This is a genomic window from Dyella sp. NPDC103356 (assembly GCF_055584465.1).
The window spans coordinates 617,245-636,004 of the sequence record NZ_JBVJLZ010000001.1; the positions used below are offsets into that span (position 1 = coordinate 617,245).

The 18,760-nt window shown below is 61.9% G+C and carries 19 protein-coding genes and 1 riboswitch; all 19 genes read right to left on the bottom strand.

Annotated features, from left to right (window positions below; genetic code table 11):
- Positions 1–19: 19 nt before the first annotated feature.
- Positions 20–1,249 carry an ABC transporter permease gene (locus tag ACZ6WW_RS02685; protein ID WP_465272847.1) on the bottom strand — a complete coding sequence of 410 codons (1,230 nt, stop codon included), beginning with the start codon at positions 1,247–1,249 and terminating at the stop codon, positions 20–22.
- A gap of 7 nt (positions 1,250–1,256) precedes the next feature.
- Positions 1,257–2,570, bottom strand: coding sequence for an ABC transporter permease (locus ACZ6WW_RS02690; RefSeq protein WP_465272848.1), 1,314 nt, complete (start codon positions 2,568–2,570; stop codon positions 1,257–1,259).
- 22 nt (positions 2,571–2,592) lie between these two features.
- Positions 2,593–3,825: an ABC transporter permease gene (locus ACZ6WW_RS02695; protein WP_465272849.1), complete on the bottom strand. Its 1,233-nt coding sequence runs from the start codon at positions 3,823–3,825 to the stop codon at positions 2,593–2,595.
- A 10-nt stretch (positions 3,826–3,835) separates the two neighbouring features.
- Positions 3,836–5,143 carry an ABC transporter permease gene (locus tag ACZ6WW_RS02700; RefSeq protein WP_465272850.1) on the bottom strand — a complete coding sequence of 436 codons (1,308 nt, stop codon included), beginning with the start codon at positions 5,141–5,143 and terminating at the stop codon, positions 3,836–3,838.
- 81 nt (positions 5,144–5,224) lie between these two features.
- Positions 5,225–5,941, bottom strand: coding sequence for an ABC transporter ATP-binding protein (locus ACZ6WW_RS02705; protein ID WP_281852166.1), 717 nt, complete (start codon positions 5,939–5,941; stop codon positions 5,225–5,227).
- Positions 5,942–5,966: 25 nt separating this feature from the next.
- Positions 5,967–7,238, bottom strand: a complete 1,272-nt coding sequence (locus tag ACZ6WW_RS02710; protein ID WP_281852165.1) for an efflux RND transporter periplasmic adaptor subunit — start codon at positions 7,236–7,238, stop codon at positions 5,967–5,969.
- Positions 7,239–7,413: 175 nt separating this feature from the next.
- A complete protein-coding gene (locus ACZ6WW_RS02715) occupies positions 7,414–7,980 on the bottom strand; it encodes a hypothetical protein (RefSeq protein ID WP_465272851.1) in 567 nt (188 codons plus the stop codon).
- 119 nt (positions 7,981–8,099) lie between these two features.
- Positions 8,100–8,318 (bottom strand): hemin uptake protein HemP, encoded by a 219-nt coding sequence (hemP, locus tag ACZ6WW_RS02720; RefSeq protein WP_465272852.1) that lies wholly within the window; start codon positions 8,316–8,318, stop codon positions 8,100–8,102.
- A gap of 1,230 nt (positions 8,319–9,548) precedes the next feature.
- Positions 9,549–10,517, bottom strand: a complete 969-nt coding sequence (locus ACZ6WW_RS02725) for a potassium channel beta subunit family protein (RefSeq protein ID WP_465272853.1) — start codon at positions 10,515–10,517, stop codon at positions 9,549–9,551.
- A gap of 75 nt (positions 10,518–10,592) precedes the next feature.
- On the bottom strand, positions 10,593–11,099 hold the full coding sequence (locus tag ACZ6WW_RS02730) for a phosphatidylglycerophosphatase A family protein (protein ID WP_465272854.1): 507 nt from the start codon (positions 11,097–11,099) through the stop codon (positions 10,593–10,595).
- Positions 11,096–12,055 (bottom strand): thiamine-phosphate kinase, encoded by a 960-nt coding sequence (thiL, locus tag ACZ6WW_RS02735; RefSeq protein ID WP_465272855.1) that lies wholly within the window; start codon positions 12,053–12,055, stop codon positions 11,096–11,098. Before thiL ends, ACZ6WW_RS02730 begins: the two co-directional genes overlap by 4 nt.
- Before the next feature lie 18 nt (positions 12,056–12,073).
- Positions 12,074–12,520 carry a transcription antitermination factor NusB gene (gene nusB / locus ACZ6WW_RS02740; RefSeq protein WP_281852160.1) on the bottom strand — a complete coding sequence of 149 codons (447 nt, stop codon included), beginning with the start codon at positions 12,518–12,520 and terminating at the stop codon, positions 12,074–12,076.
- Entirely contained in the window at positions 12,520–12,984 is a 465-nt protein-coding gene (gene ribH, locus ACZ6WW_RS02745; RefSeq protein ID WP_465272856.1) for a 6,7-dimethyl-8-ribityllumazine synthase, read from the bottom strand. The genes nusB and ribH overlap by 1 nt, the downstream gene beginning before the upstream one ends.
- A gap of 84 nt (positions 12,985–13,068) precedes the next feature.
- Complete coding sequence (ldcA, locus tag ACZ6WW_RS02750; protein ID WP_465272857.1) at positions 13,069–13,986, bottom strand: muramoyltetrapeptide carboxypeptidase; 918 nt, start codon at positions 13,984–13,986, stop codon at positions 13,069–13,071.
- Positions 13,987–14,301: 315 nt separating this feature from the next.
- Complete coding sequence (gene ribBA / locus ACZ6WW_RS02755) at positions 14,302–15,393, bottom strand: bifunctional 3,4-dihydroxy-2-butanone-4-phosphate synthase/GTP cyclohydrolase II (protein WP_465272858.1); 1,092 nt, start codon at positions 15,391–15,393, stop codon at positions 14,302–14,304.
- A 62-nt stretch (positions 15,394–15,455) separates the two neighbouring features.
- Positions 15,456–16,097 (bottom strand): riboflavin synthase, encoded by a 642-nt coding sequence (locus ACZ6WW_RS02760; RefSeq protein ID WP_465272859.1) that lies wholly within the window; start codon positions 16,095–16,097, stop codon positions 15,456–15,458.
- Between the two features lie 77 nt (positions 16,098–16,174).
- A riboswitch (FMN riboswitch) is annotated at positions 16,175–16,359 on the bottom strand.
- A gap of 94 nt (positions 16,360–16,453) precedes the next feature.
- The gene (locus tag ACZ6WW_RS02765) at positions 16,454–16,906 is read right to left on the bottom strand and encodes a hypothetical protein (protein WP_465272860.1); all 453 of its coding nucleotides are present in this window, start codon (positions 16,904–16,906) and stop codon (positions 16,454–16,456) included.
- Between the two features lie 28 nt (positions 16,907–16,934).
- Positions 16,935–18,026, bottom strand: coding sequence for a bifunctional diaminohydroxyphosphoribosylaminopyrimidine deaminase/5-amino-6-(5-phosphoribosylamino)uracil reductase RibD (gene ribD / locus ACZ6WW_RS02770; protein ID WP_465272861.1), 1,092 nt, complete (start codon positions 18,024–18,026; stop codon positions 16,935–16,937).
- A 210-nt stretch (positions 18,027–18,236) separates the two neighbouring features.
- Positions 18,237–18,758, bottom strand: coding sequence for a transcriptional regulator NrdR (gene nrdR / locus ACZ6WW_RS02775; protein WP_281852152.1), 522 nt, complete (start codon positions 18,756–18,758; stop codon positions 18,237–18,239).
- Positions 18,759–18,760: the final 2 nt, after the last annotated feature.

The window sequence follows — 18,760 nt, forward strand, 5'->3', positions numbered from 1 at the left end:
TGCTCCCGATGGGTGGCCGTCAAACCGACCGCGTCGCTTCGACCGGCGACACGCGCGAGGCGCGCACCGCAGGGGCCAGCACCGCACCCTGCCCCAGCAACAGCAGCAACACGATGCCGGCGAGCACATACGTCAACGACAGGCGCGCCATCTCGAAGTGACTCACCATCCACAGGTTCATGCCAATGGCGAGGCACGCACCAATCACCACACCTGCGATACCGATAAGCAGGTTTTCAGTAAGGAAGTAGCTGAGAATGTCGCGCTTGGTCGCACCCAGCGCACGCCGCACGCCGATCTGCTTGCGCCGCTGTCCGACCCAGAAACTGGTGAGGCCCACGATGCCGGCCGCGGTGATCGCCAGCAACACCACGCAGATGATGCCCATCAGCACCGCCATGCCGTGATCGCTGTCATACGCTTGCTGGCGTATCTGGGCATAGTCCAGCACGCCGTCGTCGTTGATGATGCGCATGCGATTCTGCGCGTAAAGCGCCTTGACAGCCGCCTGCCGAACCGCGGCGAGCTGACCGGGCTCGGCCCGCAGGATGTAATAGGAATCCCCCACCAGGCGCATCGGCCAGATCAGCGACTGGTAGGCATTGCGCATCTGCCAGTTCTCCAGACTCTGTGTCTGCAATACATCAACAATGCCGACGATCACCGTGGGGGTGCTGCTCATCGCATAGATCGACTTGCCCAACGCCGAGCCGTCGGGAAACAGCTTGTCCGCCAGCGCCTTCGTCACGATCGTCACCGGAGGCATGACATTCTCGCGATTGGCAATCGGATGGATCTCATCCGGACGGAAGTTGCGCCCCGCGATCAGCTTGATGCCGAGCGTATCCAGAAAGTGTTCATCGCCGAGGTAGACCGCCGGATCGCCGATCGCCGTGGTCTGATCCGGCGTCAAGGTGATGAACTGGTCCCAGCCGCCTCCCCGCATGGGGTAGGAATTGCTGGCGATGGCATTGTGCACACCAGGAAGCTGGCGCAACGCGATCAGGTCCGCCCGTTGCTGCGCATCGGCGTCGTCCTTGCTCAACTTGCTCGCCCAGTTGTTTTCGATCACCAACAGGTTCGCTTCGTCAATGCCACTGGGTGCGGAAAGATGCGCGACGCGCTGCTGGATAATGAACAGCGCATTGCAGACGATCGCCAGGGTCAGCGCGGTCTGCAGCGCGATCAACACGGCTCCGGCCTTGTGGCGGCGCAATGCGGAAAGTATGGGCTTGATCTGCAGCATCATTGCGACCTCAATTGGATTTGAGCTGCCACGCCGGCTGCACCTGAGCGGCGCGCCAGGTGGGATACAGCGCGGCGACCATGGTGGCAAAGATGGATACCAGCAAGGTCAGGCCCACCAGGGTGATATCCAGGTGTGCCAGGCGTGCGATCTGTGGCTGGAACAGCAGGCCGACCCCAGAGATACCCAAGGCTGTCAGCAGCAGGCCGAGAACGCCGCCGGCCAGGCCCACCGCACCAGCCTCGATCAGGTACTGCACATAGATTTCCCTGCGCGATGCCCCCAGCGCACGGCGCACACCGATCTCGCCGGCACGACGCAGGAACTTGGCCAGCAGCAGACCGATCGTATTGATCAGACAGATCGCAAAGAAACCCAGTGCTACCAGTAGCGAGATGCTGCTTTCCTTAGGTACCACCTGCATGTAATCCAGCCACTCCATGACATTACGCAGACGCACATTGGGTGCCCAGCCGTAGCGTCCGGCGCGCTGCTGGTCGGCGGCATAGCCTTCAAGGAACTGCCGGTATTGCGCAACCTCTGCTGCACTGTCGAGCTGAACCCAGGGAGTCACCCACACGCAGTTGCTTTGCAGCCATCCATCCCAATCGGTGTAATCGATGCGGCCGCGGCAACTATTGTTACCTGCCGTATCGATTCTCAGGTCCATGGCACGGCTGATGGGGATGTAGATATCCGACGGATTGCCGAAGCTCGCGCCACCCCAGACAGCGAAGAAGCGCGGCTTGGGATTCCAGTTTTCGGTGATGCCGACTACGCGGTAGTTGTGCCCGCTCAGCGTGATCTCGCGGCCCAGGCTGTTTTCTCCGGCGAACAGCTTGTCGTTGAGTTTTCGGCTGATCACCACAACGGCTGCACGCTGATCGTCATCGGAGGTCGGCCACGCACCGCCGTATTGGAAAGGCACATCGAACATCGCAAAGAAGTCGCTCTGCACCGTAAAACCTTCCACGGTGAACGGTATGGATTGACCACCGCGAGGCAGTGCCGACAACCCGATCGGATACAGCATGGTCTGATGCTTCGCCTTGTGGGTACGCATCATCGCCATGGCATCGACATAGTTCAGCGCGTAAGGCGGCTCGTTGCCCAGCAGGTTGTACTTCGGCCCCCAACTGTCGATCTGCGGTATGAACAGTCGCTCCGACTTTTCCGGGATGGGATTGCCCGAGACCGCGCGGAATACCGAATAGGTAATCATCGACGCGGCCACGCCAAAGCCGATCGCCATCACCATCAGCGCCGTCAACCACGGATTGCGCTTCAAGCTTCGCAGACCCAATTGAACGTAGTAGCTGAACATCATTGCTCCCGATGGATGACCGTCAGACCGACCGCGTCGCTTCGATCGGCGACACGCGCGAGGCACGCATCGCCGGCGCCAGCACCGCACCCTGCCCCAACAGCAGCAGCAACACGACACCCGCCAGCACATACACCAGCGAAAGCCGTGCCATCTCGAAGTGGCTTACCAGCCAAAGGTTCATGCCAATGGCAAGCCCCGCACCGACCACCACGCCGACAATACCGATAAGCAAATTCTCGGTGAGGAAGTAGCTGAGAATGTCGCGCTTGGTTGCACCCAGCGCACGCCGCACGCCAATCTGCTTGCGCCGTTGACCGACCCAGAAACTGGTCAGGCCGACGATGCCTGCCGCCGTGATGGCGAGCAACACCAGGCAGACCACGCCCATCAGAATCGCCATGCCGCGGTCGCTCTTATAGGCCTGCTCACGCACCGTGGCGAACGTCCGAATGCCGCGCTCGCCGGTAATCACGCGCATGCGGTTGTTCTTGAATAATGCCGCTGGTACCGACTTGGTGATGTCGGCCAGCTGCCCTGGCTTGGCGCGGATCAAGTAGACAGTGAAATTGCTGGTCAGCTGGACCGGCAGCAGCACGGCGTTGTCGTTGAAGTTGTCCGCCCAGGTCCCTGACCACGGTACCTGCAGCCGCTCGACGATGCCGATGATCGTGGCAGGCGTCTTGTCGTCACCCAGGTAGAACGGCTTGCCCAGTGCGGATTCTTTTGGATAGAGCTTTTCCGCCAGCGCCTTGGTGACGATGGCCTGCGGCGGCGTCTTCAGCGACTTGGGGTCGGCAACGACGATCTCGCCCGCGTTGAAGTTGCGCCCCGCAATCAGCTTGGCACCCATGGTCGCCAGTGCATGCTCGTCGACGAAATACTGCGTGGTCTGCGCTGTCGGCTTTTTCGCATCCGGGTTCAACCGGGTACCAGTCGACCAGCCACCGCCGCGCAGCGGATACGAATTGGTCGCGTAGGCATCTTCGACCCCGGTCACCTGGCGTAACGCCAACACGTCAGAGCGAACCAGCGGCGCGACACCGTCGTCGGTGACACCGACAAAGCGGCTCTGGATGGTCAGCAGGTCACTCTCCTGCAACCCGGTGGGGCGCTGCAGCCGCGTGACGCGCTGCTGGATGATGAACAGCGCGTTGCAGACGATCGCGAGCGTCAGCGCGATCTGCAGTGCGATCAGGATGGTGCCGGCTTTGTGTCGCTTCAGGGCGACGAGTATGGGCTTGATCTGCAGCATGGTCGTCCCCTCAGTTGGATTTCAGCTGCCAGGCCGGCTGCACTTGCGCGGCGCGCCAGGTTGGATAGAACGCTGCCATCACGGTCGCCATGATCGCCACCAGCAACGTAAGCGCGATCAACTGCACGTCCAGGTGTGCCAGGCGCGCAATCTGCGGCTCGAACACCAGGCCGATACCGAGCATGCCCACGCCGGTCAGAATCAAGCCAAGCAAGCCGCCCGCCAGGCCCACGGTCGCCGATTCGATCAGGAACTGCGCATAGATTTCGCGTCGCGAGGCACCCAGTGCACGCCGCACGCCGATCTCCGACGATCGCTTCATGAACTTGGCCAACAGCAGACCGACCGTATTGACCAGACAGATCAGCAGAAAGCCCAGGGAAACGAGCAGGGAAATCTTCGACTCCGGCGGGACGACTTTCTGCACATCCATCCACTTCATGACGTCGTTCAAACGAACATTCGGTGCCCAGCGAAAACGCCCGGCGTGCTGCTGCTCCGCGGCATAGCCAGTCAGGAAATCCTTGTAGCTGGCCACCGCCGTGCTTTGGGGAAGCTCGGCCCAGTACTGAATCCAGATGCACTCCGAGCGCAGCCACGCATCGTATCCATCGCCCGGATCCTTGTTGCAGTTGTTGTTGCCGGCGGTGGAGAGCTTGAGATCGATCGCGCGCGTGAAGGGAATGAAGATCTGGGTCGGATCGTCGAAACCGGAGGTGTTAACCGGATCGAAGAACAGCGGCTGCGGGTTCCAGGTATCGATCACGCCGGTGATGCGGTAACTGCGACCATCGATATTGAGCGCACGGCCCACGCTGTTGGCGCCATGAAACAGCTTCTCGTTGAGTGCGCGGCTGATCACCGTGACGGCGGCGTGTGCGTCGTCTTCGGTCGAGGTCCAGCCACTGCCATAGAGGAACGGTACGTCGAACATGCTGAAGGCATCGCCATACCACGCGTACGAGTTTTCCATGATCGGCAGCATGTTCGCGTCATCGGGCACGACCGAAATAGCGATCGGATACAACGCCGTCTGCCGTTGTGCCTTGTGCGCGCGCATGAGCGCCATGGCATCGGTATAGGTCATCGCCGAAGGCGGCTCGCCCTTGTCATTGTCTTCCGGCCCCCAGTTATCGATCTGCGGCGCGAACAGCACCGAAGATTTCTGCGGGATCGGATTGTTCGACGTGGCGCGAAAGACCGCGTAAGTCGTCATCGATGCCGCCACGCCGAAACCGATCGCCATGATCATCAAGGCAGTCAGCACGGGATTGCGACGGAGACTGCGCACACCCAATTGAAAATAATATGCGAACATCGGCAGTGGCTCGATGAGGTGGCGACAACCTCCCGCGTAGCGGGAGGCGCATCCGGCATCCATGCCGATTCGGCGGTAAGGTCAGGCCGGCGAGCGCGCCGCGTGAACCTGCGCGTGGAAACGCGGGTCCTCGGCGAGATCCACCACCTGGCCATCGATGATGTGTACGTTGCGCTGCGCGCGCGCAGCCAGTTCGGGATCGTGCGTCACCATCACGATGGTGGCACCCTCACGATGGATCTCTTCGAGCAGTTCCATCACGCCACGCGCCATCTGCGTATCGAGGTTGCCGGTCGGTTCGTCGGCGAGCAGCAGGCGCGGCGAGCCGGCCAGTGCACGCGCGATGGCGACACGCTGCTGCTGACCACCGGAGAGTTCGGCCGGATAGTGCTTGGCGCGCGAGGCCAGACCGACGCGCTCCAGTGCATCCATGATGCGCTGCTTGCGCTCGGCCGCCTTCATGCCGCGATAGCGCAGCGGCACTTCGACGTTGTCGAACACATTCAGATCGGGGATCAGATTGAACGCCTGGAAAATGAAGCCGATCTTTTCGTTGCGGATCTTCGAGCGTGCGTTGTCGTCCAGTCGGCTCACTTCGACGCCGTCCAGGTGATATTCGCCGCCGGTGAACGTTTCCAACAGGCCCGCGATGGTCAGGAAGGTGGTCTTGCCCGAACCGGACGGTCCTGTCACGGCAACGAACTCGCCTTCGGTCACGTTGATATTGAAATCGCGCAGCGCATAGGTCTCCACCACTTCGGTGCGATAGACCTTGGACAGGTGAGTCATCTTCAGCATGGTTTTTTCGTCCTTCGGTGGTGGTTTAGCGGCTGATGGCGACGCGTGCCGCATTCTTGAAGTTGTCGGTACCGGAGATCACGATGCGATCGCCTTCTTTGAGCCCGTCGAGAATCTCGACCTTGTCGATGCTGCTGGCGCCGACGCGGATCGGCTTCTTCTCGGCAATGCCATCGTGCACCAGATAGGCATAGCTGCCGCCCGATTCGTCGACGAACGAGCCGCGCTGCACCGTCATGACGTTGTCGCGCTTGTCGAGCAGGACGCGTACCGACAGGCGCTGGTTCTGGCGCAGCTGCTTGGGCGTTTCGCCTTCGAAGCGTAGACGTGCGGCGACTTCGCCGTTGACGACTTCCGGCGAGATGGCGCTGACCAGGCCCTTCCAGGTATTGCCGTTGCCGGTGATCTCGCCGCCCATGCCGATGCCCAGATCGCGGGCGAAGCTTTCCGGCACCTTCATCTCGACTTCCAGGGCGGACAGGTCGATCACGCTGAGCAGTTGTGCGTCCTTGGCGACCGTGGCGCGCTCGGCGATAAACAACTGGCCGACCTGGCCATCGACAGGCGAGCGCACATTCAGATCTTCGACCTGGCGCTGCAGGTCCTTGACCATGATCAATTGACGATCGTGGGCGAGCTTCTTCGACTGGATATCGAAGCTCAGGCTATCGTTGTCCATGCCCAGGTCCGCCTTGGCATGCATTTCGGTAATTTCGGATTTCTTCAACGTGTCCTTGGCCTTGTCCACGTCCATGCTGGGCACCGCGCCCTGGGTAAAGGCTTTCTGATAGCGGCCCAGATCGCGTTGCGCGGTCTCGTGATCGATCTGCGCGTTGTCGTAGGCCTTCTGCAGTTCACCGCGCTTCTTGCGCGCGTCGATCTGTGCACGCAGATAGTCCACCTGCATCGCGTCAGCAGCGCTCTGCTCCTGCGCGAGCTTGTTGATCAGCTCGGGGCTGTCGACGACAGCGAGCACCTGCCCCTTTTTCACCTGGTCGCCGGCGTGCACTTTGAGCACCACCGCGCCGCCGTATGTGGCATAGAGCGTCGGACTGACCGCCGCGACCACCTTGCCCTCGGCAGCAATGTCGCGCACGAACGGACCGCGCTCGACTGTAGCGAAGGCAAGACGTGAAGCGCTGACCGAGGCGTCGGCCGAGAAAATACGGCCAGCCTGCGGCAGCACCAGCGCGCCAATGACCACCACGGCCACGGCAACACCGATCCACAGCAAGCGGCGCTTGTGATTGGGTTTGACTTCGACCAAACGGTCTTGAGCAGAAGTATCGCGAATCATCGAGCTGTCCCTTAAGGCCGCAAGCAGTGCGGCCCCCGGGACTACTTCAGCAATCCGTGTGCCAAGCCGGAATGCTCGATAAAACCTTTTATTTACATCTAGTTATATGAGCCATTCACTGAGATGTTGCTGTCCGCGGACAGTCTCACGGACAGGCGGACAAGCGTCCGGACGGTCAAACAGCGTGGACACCCGCGACGCGCGCTACCTGGTTGGCGATGTCCTGCCCCAGCGGCGAGAGCTGCCGCACATCGATGGCATTCAACAGTCTGAGGCCGCCCAGTTGGCGGTGGCGAAAGCACACCAGCCATGCCATCGCGCAACGTGTCGGGCGCAGCATGCGCATCAAAGGCGCTTCGTTCAGAGGCTCGGCCGCTGCGAGCAGTGCGTCCCACGCGAGATAGTCGGTATCGGGCAATAGATGTAGCCGCGCCTGCAGCACGCCTTGCGCATCGAAACATTCCATCCACTCGCGTGGACCTTCGGCGCCGATCTCGCTCACTGCCGCGATCCAGCAGGTGCGCAGCAACGGTACCAACTCGATCCGCTCGACCAGCCAGCCCGGCAGCATCGTATTGGCACTGCTCAATGCCGTGCACGACGGAAGGTAAAGCACAGTGCCAAGCAGAGGCAGCTGCCTTGCCATCGCACCAGGCGACACACGTAACCAGCGGCGATGACAACCGCTGCCGAGGGCCTGCGGACAGACCTGGGTAAGTGCATGAGAAAACCAGCCGAACATAACGATGCTCCGAAAGGAGACCTGGCTGGGCGCCGCATCGCGACGCTGGCGATAGGCCTTGGGCAAGCCGGCCAAGCCGACATTGCCGAATAAAAGCGGGCGTCCCTGCCCTGGGGGAGTTACTTGGTAAGAATCAGCTTGTCGTTGCGCGTCAGGCGCAGGTGGTACTCATTGCCCTGATGCTGGATCACCAGCTCGCGGGCACCATCGAGCAACAGCTGACTGGAAATCTTCTTGGCCGTAGTTGTCACGGCCTGGGTGGCGGCGGAGGCCGCATTGCTGAGCAGACGCAGCGGTTGGGTTACTTCGTTGTGTCGGTGCAAAGTCAGGGTAGACATGGGGATGCGTTCCGCCATCGGCCAAGGACGAGTTTGATGATAATGATTCTCATTTGATAGTCAAGGGCTGTTGGGGGGATTGGTTTTGTCTATGGTGTGGGGGGCGCTTTCATGGCTGGGGCCTTTCGCGACCGCGCCGCTTCCGTGGCCTTCCCTACTTCGTCATTCCGGCGTAGGCCGGAAGAGCTTTACAACAGCGAAGCTGGTCATCCAGTGGCGTCAGTGCCTGGTTCTCGCCTGAGTGTTCGGGCGACCTGGCCGCTTACGCAGCGGGCGTTTCGAACGCCTGCCGGCATCCGAGTCACTTTCTCTTTGCTGGCCCACGCACGTAGTGCGAACGGCGAAGCCGACCCGGAGGGCGGAGGACCTTTAGGCCCGGAGTAAAGAGAAAGTAACCAAAGAGAGAATGGCCTTTGGAGCCAAGGCTCTGAGCAGCATTGGGGGATAAAACCGTTCGTACCGTCTACTCGAACCGATTGGGGACACTTCAGGCGCTTCTGAGATACGCCGGATTGGTGCGCGAGGCGTCGTGGCGCTGAGGACTTAAGGTGTTCCCTCACCCTCGCCTACCCCTCTCGTCATTCCGGCGAAGGCCGGAGGCGCTTTTCAACAGCGAAGCTGGTCATCCATGCCTCAGCGCGTCCGCTTGCGACACGTTGTCTGACGAGCGAGAGCGTGAGGAATGGATTCCGGCCTTCGCCGGAATGACGACTAGGGGAGAGGGGAGCGAGGTTGGGGGTTGCGCTTCGTTCTTGGCAAGCGATGCGCAGCGAGCGGTCAGCTCTTCGGGCCCCCTCGGGAGCCGAGTGAGGTTTGGACGATCAGGCCCCGAAGGGGGACTCGGCAGGGACGCCGAGTCCTTTTCGACAGGACAGGGATGTTCCCGGATCAAGTCCGGGACAGGCTCTGTCGAAAAGCCCAGCCAAACCTCACGGTCGCGCAGCGACGGCGGACTAGGGGTGTCGTTTCTTTGGTTATCTTTCTTTACTCCGGGCCTTACGGCCCTCCGCCCTTCGGGCCGGCTAACGCCGTTCGCACTGCGTGCGTGGACAAGCAAAGAAAGTAACTCGCGCGCCGGCAGGCGGGCGAAACACGCCATAGGCGACTTTCTAGCCCGAGCGCCAAGCCAGAGCGATGCACGCTCCAGCGACAATCCAACACCGAGGCCACTGGGTCCCCGCCTACGCGGGGATGACGAGAATAGGGGGATGACCAGTAAATCGAGACAGCTCAGCTAATCGCCTTCTCAATAGCCACCAACACCTCCCCCTGCAACCGCGGCAACACATCCACCGCATCCAGATTCTGCGCCAACTGCTCACTCCGGCTAGCCCCGAGCATCACCGTCGACACATTCGGATTGACCAGGCACCACGCGATCGCCAGCTGCGCCAACGAAACACCCAGCTCGTCAGCAATAGGCTGTAAACGACGCACCTTGGCGATCCGCTCGTCACCTTTCCCGATCACTTCCTCACGCAACCACTCATACCCCGGCTGCGCCAGACGCGAGTCATCCGGCACACCATCGTTATATTTGCCACTGAGCAAGCCCGAAGCCAACGGCGACCAGATCGTCGTGCCCATGCCGAAGTGCCGATACAACGGCGCGTATTCACGCTCGACACGCTCACGATGCAGCAGGTTGTACTGCGGCTGCTCCATCACCGGCGCATAGAAATGACCCTGCTTGGCGATATGGTGCGCCTCTTCGATCTGCGGCGCCGACCACTCGCTGGTGCCCCAGTACAACACCTTGCCCTGACGGATCAGCGTATCCATCGCCGCGACGGTTTCCTCGATCGGCGTATCCGGATCGGGACGGTGACAGAAATACAAGTCGAGATGCTCGAGGCGCAACCGCTGCAAGGCCTGATGGCAGGCTTCGATCACATGCTTGCGTGACAGGCCTCGCTGGGTCGGTAAAGGGTTCTTTACCGCACCGAAGAACACCTTGCTCGATACGCAGTAGCTGTCACGCGGAAAGCGCAGATCGGCCAGCACGTCGCCCATGACCTGCTCGGCGACACCGTTGTTGTACGTCTCGGCATTATCGAAAAAATTGACGCCGCGATCATGCGCCAGCGCCAGCATGTCACGCGCAGCGGACCGGTCGACCTGTTGACCGAACGTCACCCAGGCACCGAATGACAAAGCCGAAAGCTGCAGGCCGGAACGGCCGAGTCGACGATATAGCATGACGAATCCTTGGCAAGCGAAAGACGTAAGCATCCACTATAAGCGGATCGCCGTGGATGAAATGTACTTAAGCGATCAGCGCAGGAAATAGCGCAGCAAGGCGAGCACGACAGCGGCAAAAACCCCTGCAATCACGTCGTCGATCATGACGCCGAAACCGCCTTTGACACGCCGGTCGACCCAGCCGATGGGCCAGGGCTTGGCCACGTCGAAAAGGCGAAACAGCACGAATCCGGCCACCAGCTGCCACCATGCGAATGGCGCGAACAACGCCGGAATCAACGCGATCCATTGCCCGATGAATTCGTCCCAGACCAGGCTGCGATGATCGTCCACCTGCAAGCGTTTGCCGGCGACATCGCACGCCCATACGCCCAGGATAAAACCGATCACGACGATACCCAGATAGATCGGCAGACTCAGTTCACGCAGCGCAAGCCATGGAATCAACGCGGCAAGCGATCCGAACGTGCCCTGTGCGACCGGCGCAAGCCCGGAGCCGAACCCGCATGCCACCCAACCGGCGGGCGACGTCAACAACAGACGCCGCTGTTCCGATGTCAGAGTCTTGCGCTCGTTCATGCCGAAAAGTGTTCCCAACCGCTCGACAACGTTTCGAGCCACTGCCCCTGGGCATCGCGCACGCGTACGCCCTCGCCAGCGACGATGCGGCCGATGCGCGTAGCACCGCAACCAAGGCGCGCGAGATCGGCCGATACTTCGGCCACGCGTGCCGCTGGCACGGTAAAGCACAACTCGTAATCGTCGCCACCGCTCAGCGCAAAATCACGCGCGGTGGCATCGTCGTAAAGGCTCAGCAAAGCGGACGATTGCGGCAACAGCGCCGCATCGATTTCAGCGCCGACGCCGCTGGCATGGCAAATATGCCCAAGGTCGGCCAGCAGACCATCGGAAACATCGATGCAGGCATGCGCGGCGTCACGCAGCGCAATGCCTGCCGCGATACGTGGCGTCGGGCGGTTCAGTCGCTCAATCAGATAGCTGCTGTGCGCACTCTCGGGCAAGCGTTGCTGCAGGCAATGAAGCCCCGCTGCAGCATCGCCGAGCGTACCTGTCACGAATACGGCATCACCCACGCAGGCGGCATCACGCGTCAGAGCCTTACCGGGTGGTGCGAAGCCATGCACGGCCACGCTGATCGTCAACGCGCCACGCGTCGTGTCGCCGCCGATCAAGGCCAGTCGATACGGCTGCGCCAGTTGCGCAAAGCCTTCGGCAAAGCCATCGACGAAATCCGCATCGGCTTGCGGCATGGTCAACGCAAGTAGCGCCCACGCAGGGCTGGCGCCCATCGCGGCAAGATCGGACAAGTTCACCGCCAGCGCTTTCCAGCCGATATCGGCCGGCGCGGTGCCCACGGGAAAATGCACGCCCTCGACCATCGTGTCGATGGCCGCAATCTGCTCCTGACCTGCTGGCATCGAGAGCACCGCGGCGTCATCGCCGATGCCTACGCGCACATCCTCGCGCCCTTGGGCGGTGCGCTGTCGGATGCGCTCGATCAGGCTGAATTCCATCAGGCTTTAACGCGGCGATTAGCCGCGTTTCTCGGTACCGCGCAGCTGGCTGGCCAGCTTGTCGAGCACGCCGTTGACGTAGCTATGGCCGTGGTCGGCACCGAAGCGCTTGGTGACTTCGATCGCCTCGTTGATCACCACGCGATACGGCACGTCCGGACGGAATTTGAGCTCGTAGGCAGCGATACGCAACGCAGCACGCTCGATCGGATCGATCTGTCCCACTTCGCGATCGATGTACGGCGTGAGCGCTTCGTCGAGTTCGGCCACGTGCTGCTCGATGCCACGCAGCAGGTCTTCGAAGTATTCGAGATCGGCTACTTCCATGTCCTGCTCATGGCGGAACTGGTCGATCACCGCATTCATCTTGCTGCCGCTCATCTGCCAGGCGTAGATCGCCTGCAATGCACGGCGACGTGCACGCGAGCGGGCCGCCAGGTCGATGCCTTCCGGACGCTGGTTCATCACTTCAACCGCGCGTAGAGGTTGACCATTTCCAGCGCGGCAATGGCGGCATCGGCGCCCTTGTTGCCGGCCTTGGTGCCGGAGCGCTCGATCGCCTGCTCGATGCTGTCGGTGGTGAGCACGCCGAAGGCCACCGGCACACCGGAGCTATAGGCAGACTGGGCCAGACCCTTGGCGCACTCGCCGGCCACGTAGTCGAAATGCGGGGTAGAACCGCGGATGACCGCACCCAGCGCAATCACCGCGGCGTATTTGCCGGAATTGGCCAGCTTGTGCGCGGCCAGCGCGATTTCCCAGGCGCCCGGCACGCGGATCAGGTCGATCGCATCGTCCTTGACGCCGTGGCGGACCAGCGCGTCCTGCGCACCGGCGACCAGCGGCTCGACGACAAAACCGTTGAAACGGCCGGCAACGATGGCAAAGCGGCCTTTGGGCGTGGCGAAATCGCCTTCGATGATCTTCATGTGGAAACGGTTCCTAGGGGCAGGCTCGCCCCATGCAGTTGGGTATTTTACGGGTTTTGGGGCCGGGCGTGCCCGGCACCGGGGTCAGGTGGCTAAATGGGGGTACGCCTCGAACGCGACGGTCGCCTGGCCGCCTGCAGCGGTCAGGCGGGCCGGCACGCCGAACGGCAGCGTGAACTTGTCCGGCGCATGGCCATAGGGCAGCCCGCGCAGTACAGGGATGCCGATGACGTGCTCGATCTGCGCGAAGGCCGCATCCAGGTCGTAGCCGTTGTCGTAGGCGCTGTGACGGCAATGGGTGAAATCGCCCAGAATCAGCGCCCGCTGCCGCCCCAGCACACCGGAAAGATGCAACTGGTAAAGCAACCGCTCGATGCGGAACGGCGGCTCGCCGACGTCCTCGACGAACAGGATGCCGCCATCGATGCGCGGGAAATACGGCGTGCCCAGCAAGCTGCACAGCACCGCCAGATTGCCACCCCACAGCATGCCCTCGGCCTTCAGGCTGGCATCGCTTCCGCATTCCCAGCACGCCTTCGCTGCAGGCGAACGCACGGTGCGCCAGAAATGCGGCAAGGTCAGCTCGCTCAGCGTCTCGGCGCCGAAGTCGGGCCCGAGCATCGGCCCGCCGAACGTCACCAGGCCGCTGCGCGCGTGGAACGCCATCTGGATGGCGGTGAAATCGCTATGTCCGACCAGTACGGTCGATGTGCCAGCGAGGCGATCGCGCAGCGCGTCGTAGTGCAGGTGTTCCAGCAGGCGCGTCGCACCGTAGCCGCCGCGTACAGATAGCGCGATATCCGGGAGATGATCCATCGTGGCCAATGCGTTGATGTCGGCCGCACGTTCCGCATCGTTACCGGCAAAACGCAGATCGACCCGATCGAGCACGTCGGCACCTTCCACCTCGCAGCCTTCGTCGTGCAGGCGCGCGACGCCGCGTGCCATCGCGGCGCGATCATGCGGGTAACCGGAGGGAGCGATAAGACGGATGCGTGTCATCAGGGAATCTCGAAAAACTTCCTAAGTTTGTAGGAGCGACTTCAGTCGCGACCCACGGTTACGTCACGACCTGTCGCGAGTGAAGGGAACCTCGAATAACCTCGGTCCTCTTATCGTCATCCCGGCGAAGGCCGGGACCCATTCCTCAGTCTCTCGCTTGTCAGGCAACATATGACAAGTATCTGCGCTGAGGGATGGATGACCAGCTTCGCTGTTGAAAAGCACCTCCGGCCTTCGCCGGAATGACGAGTAGGAAAGGTTTTTTTAGAGGTTCCCTGAAGTCGCTCCTACAAAAGATGGCAAGGTCATCGCACTTTATACGTGCTCGACCACTTCCAGGCCAAAGCCTGCCAGCCCCACCAGCTTGCGCGGCGTACCCAGCACACGCAGCCGCTGCACGCCCAGGTCGGTAAGGATCTGCGCGCCCAGGCCATGCTGACGCCATTCCTGTTGCTGTACCTCTTCGGGCGCTTGCTGGGTCGGCTGACGGGTCAGGCGGCGAAGCAGCGCATCGGGCGTGTCTTCGCCCGACAGCACCAGCAACACGCCGCGATCTTCGTCGGCGATGCGACGCAGCGCCGCAGTGACAGTCAGCCCCAGGTCGTCGCGCTGCAGATGCAGTACATCGGACAAAGTGTTGCGTACGTGCACACGCGAAAGCACCGGCGCACCATCATCGACCTTACCGCGCACCAGTACGAAATGCAGGCCATGGCGGATCGCATCGCGATACGCGACCAGGCGGAACGGACCGAACTCGGTGTCGACCTGCTCCTCGTAGACGCGCTGCACGGTCTTTTCGGTTTCGAGCCGATAGCGGATCAGGTCGGCGATGGAGCCGATCTTCAAACCATGCTTTGCCGCAAAGATTTCCAGCTCCGGACGACGGGCCATCGAGCCGTCCTCGTGCAGGATTTCGATCAGTACGGCGGACGGCTCCAATCCGGCCAGGCCGGCCAGATCGCAACCGGCTTCGGTATGCCCGGCGCGGGTCAACACGCCGCCGGGTTGCGCGGTCAACGGAAAGATATGGCCGGGCTGCGACAGATCCCGCGGCTGCGCATCGCTCTTGACCGCCACCTGGATGGTGCGCGCACGGTCGTGCGCGGAGATACCGGTGGTCACGCCTTCGGCCGCCTCGATCGAGACGGTGAAGTTGGTGTGGTACTGCGAGGTGTTGTCGCTGACCATCGGGCGCAGGCCGAGCTGGCGCGTGCGTTGCTCGGTCAGGGTCAGGCAGACCAGGCCGCGCGCTTCACGCACCATGAAGTTGATGTCCTCGGGCCGCACCATCTGCGCGGCCATGATCAGGTCGCCTTCGTTCTCGCGATCTTCGTCGTCGAGAATGACGACCATACGGCCGGCGCGGATGTCTTCGAGAATCTCGGGGATGGTGTTGAAAGCCATGAATGGAAACTCTTTGTAGTCGTTAAGCCTGGCCTGTCGATGAGGCAGGGCCAGGTCACAAATCAGGCGAAACCGTGCTGCTTGAGGAAGGCCTCGTCCAGACGCGGCGCCTCGCCGCTGGACAGCAGGCGCTCGACATAGCGTGCGACCACGTCCACCTCGATATTCACCGCATCGCCGGGGCGACGCGCATGGAACGCTGTGTGTTCCACCGTATGGGGGATAAGGTTCACACCAAAACGATGTCCGGCCACCTCGTTCACGGTCAGACTGGTGCCGTCGATGCAGACCGAGCCCTTGGCGGCGATGTAACGCGACAGCGTCGCCGGCACTTCGAAGACCCAGCGCTGCGAGCGGCCATCGGGGGTGACCGAGACCACCTTGCCCAGGCCGTCGACATGGCCGGACACCAGGTGACCGCCCAGGCGATCGGCCAGGCGCAAGGCTTTTTCCAGGTTGACGGGGTCGCCTGCCTTGAGCTTGCCCAGCGTGGTCAGCGACAGGGTTTCGTTGGATACGTCGGCGCTGAAGCCGCGCGTTTCGAGCGTGACCGCAGTCAGGCAGACGCCCGAGACGGCGATGCTGTCGCCCAGTTGCACGTCGGTGAGGTCGAGCCCGGCGGTGTCGACGTACAGGCGCACGTCCCCGCCACGCGGTTCAAGGCGCGCGATACGGCCTACGGTCTGGATGATTCCGGTAAACATGAAACGTTCTCCGCATCAAAAAAAGCGAGAACGCCCCAAGGCATGAGGCAGACGGACGGCCGTCAGGCCGCCCCTCTTGCCGTCTTCTTTCATCCGGACTATGAGCCGCCCCAGCCACTCGACGTGGGGGACCGCTTTACCGTCGGCTCCGGTATTGGACCGGATCTGCTGACCTTCCGGCGGGTGCCGGAAGCGCTCGCGGGCTCGTGCTTTGAAGGCACCTACCGCCGGTGGGGAATTCCACCCCGCCCTGAAGACGTCGTATGGGTTTTCACCGGCAAGCCGGCTGATGGAGTTTAGCACCGATGGCGGCTGGAGGCCCCCGCCGTACAGGAAACAGCGTTTCCTTAGTGCTCTCAATCCAGTGTTTGGTTGCGATACAGGACGACAACGTAGCCGCACACCGCCGCGTAGATAACGACGCTAAAGAGCAAGGCACCAAGCCCCAAAAGATGGACCAGCATGGGCATCAGCAGCATCGAACTTTGCACGGCCAGCGCCGCGACCAAAACCCACAAAGAAAACTTTCGCAAGAAAAAGAGCGCAATACCCCCCAGGAACAACAGCAGACGCGGCAGGAAAATGAAGACAGCCGCCAGGACGGACATCTCGCCGTTGGCCACCATCTGCAAATAGTGTCCTTTGAAAATGAAGACAGATGCACCGCCCATCGAGTTGATCAGGCAGTAAATCGAAAGTATCCAGACAGTTAAACTGCGCAACCCGCGACGATGCGCGTCGCTCTCGAATGCGTTTTCGTGCGCGGCCGGCGAAGGCGCGTAGACGTTATCGCCCAAATCCTTGCTCATTCCCCTTCCCTCTATGTCAAAGAATTCCCTACACCGGTCGCAAGCGAAGACGCAGATCCGCTCCTACCTGCCGCTGATCCACCATCTTCAAGTTCCAGCGCTTGGACATATCCGTCAACGCCGGCAAACCCAGCAAAGGCATGGCGTGGTCACCCAGCAATACCGGCGCGACATATAACAGCAACTCGTCCGCCAGACCGGCGGCGATCAATGCACCACACAAAGTCGGACCGGATTCGACCTGCACTTCGTTGCAGTCACGCTCGGCCAGCAGAGCCAGAGCAGCGGCAAGATCAAAAGTGTGACCGGACTCGGCCACCGGGATGCATTCGACATTCGCGAAGCGCACATCAGGCTTGGCGCTGTGTCCGTGCAACATCAGCGTCGGCATCTGGCCATCCAATACCTGACTGCCTTTGGGCGTACGCAACAAACGATCCAGCACGACACGCATGGGCTGCGTGGTGACGCCTTCCATGCGCACTGTCAGCCTGGGGTTATCGGCCAGCACCGTACCGCTGCCGGTCAGGATGGCCGAGCTGCGCGCGCGCCAGCGCTGCACGTCTTCGCGTGCGGCTTCGCCGGTGATCCATTTGGATTCGCCATTGGCCAGCGCGGTGCGGCCGTCCAGGCTCATCGCCAGCTTGACGCGCACCCAGGGGCGGCCGCGTTCGATGCGGCTGAAAAAACCGATGTTGAGTTCGCGCGCGGCATCGCGCATCAGGCCCGTTTCGACGGCGATGCCGGCGGCGTGGAGTTTCTCGATGCCACGTCCGTCGACCTTGGGAAAAGGATCTTCTGCAGCGATCACTACACGCGCCACGCCAGCGGCGACGAGCGCGTCGGCACATGGCGGGGTGCGTCCGTGATGGGCGCAGGGCTCGAGCGTCACATAGGCGGTCGCACCGCGTGCGCGCTCACCCGCTTCGCGCAATGCATAGACCTCGGCGTGAGGCTCTCCGGCGCGCTGATGCCAGCCTGTGCCGACGACGTCATCACCATGCGCTATCACGCATCCGACGCGGGGGTTGGGCTGAGTGGTGTAGAGGCCGAGTTCCGCAAGGCGCAATGCGTGCGCCATGTGGAGATGGTCGAGGGCGGAGAAGGTCGGGGCGGTCATGAGGGGGATTTTGCCAGAATGGCTTGTGTTGCTGAGGCCCTCCTAGAGCCCCCCTCACCCCAACCCTCTCCCCCGGCGAAGCCAGGGGAGAGGGAGCTAAGTTGCGCAAGTGCGAAACATTGAGGTCACCTCAGTCGACTCCCTCTCCCCTGGCTCTGCCGGGGGAGAGGGTTGGGGTGAGGGGGCGCAAGAGGCGACGCGAAGCGAGCCTTAGCCCTTCTTGCTCCGCTTGACCGCAGCCTCGCCGAGCAACGACAACTGCAAACTTTCCAACCCCGGCAGATCGCGCTCCAGCTTCTCGATCTCCTCGCGGAACGCATGCACGTCCTCGAACTTCCGATAGACCGACGCAAAGCGCACATAGGCCACCTGATCGAGCTTTTTCAGCTCACGCATGACCAGCTCGCCGATCTGCCGCGAAGGCACTTCACGCTCGCCGCTCTTGCGCAGGTCGTTGACGATAGCGCGCACCGCATCGTCTACCGCCTCGGTGGCGACCGGACGCTTTTGCAACGCCCGCTCGAAACTCACCCGCAATTTGCGTTCGTCGAAACTCTCCCGCCGCTCGCCGCTCTTGACGATGCTGGGCAACTTCAACTCCGCCGTCTCGAAGGTATTGAAGCGCTCGCCGCATTGCGGACACTCGCGACGACGGCGCACGGTGGCGCCGTCTTCGGTCAGGCGTGAGTCGATGACCCGGGTGTCTTCATGCTGGCAGAAGGGACAATGCACTC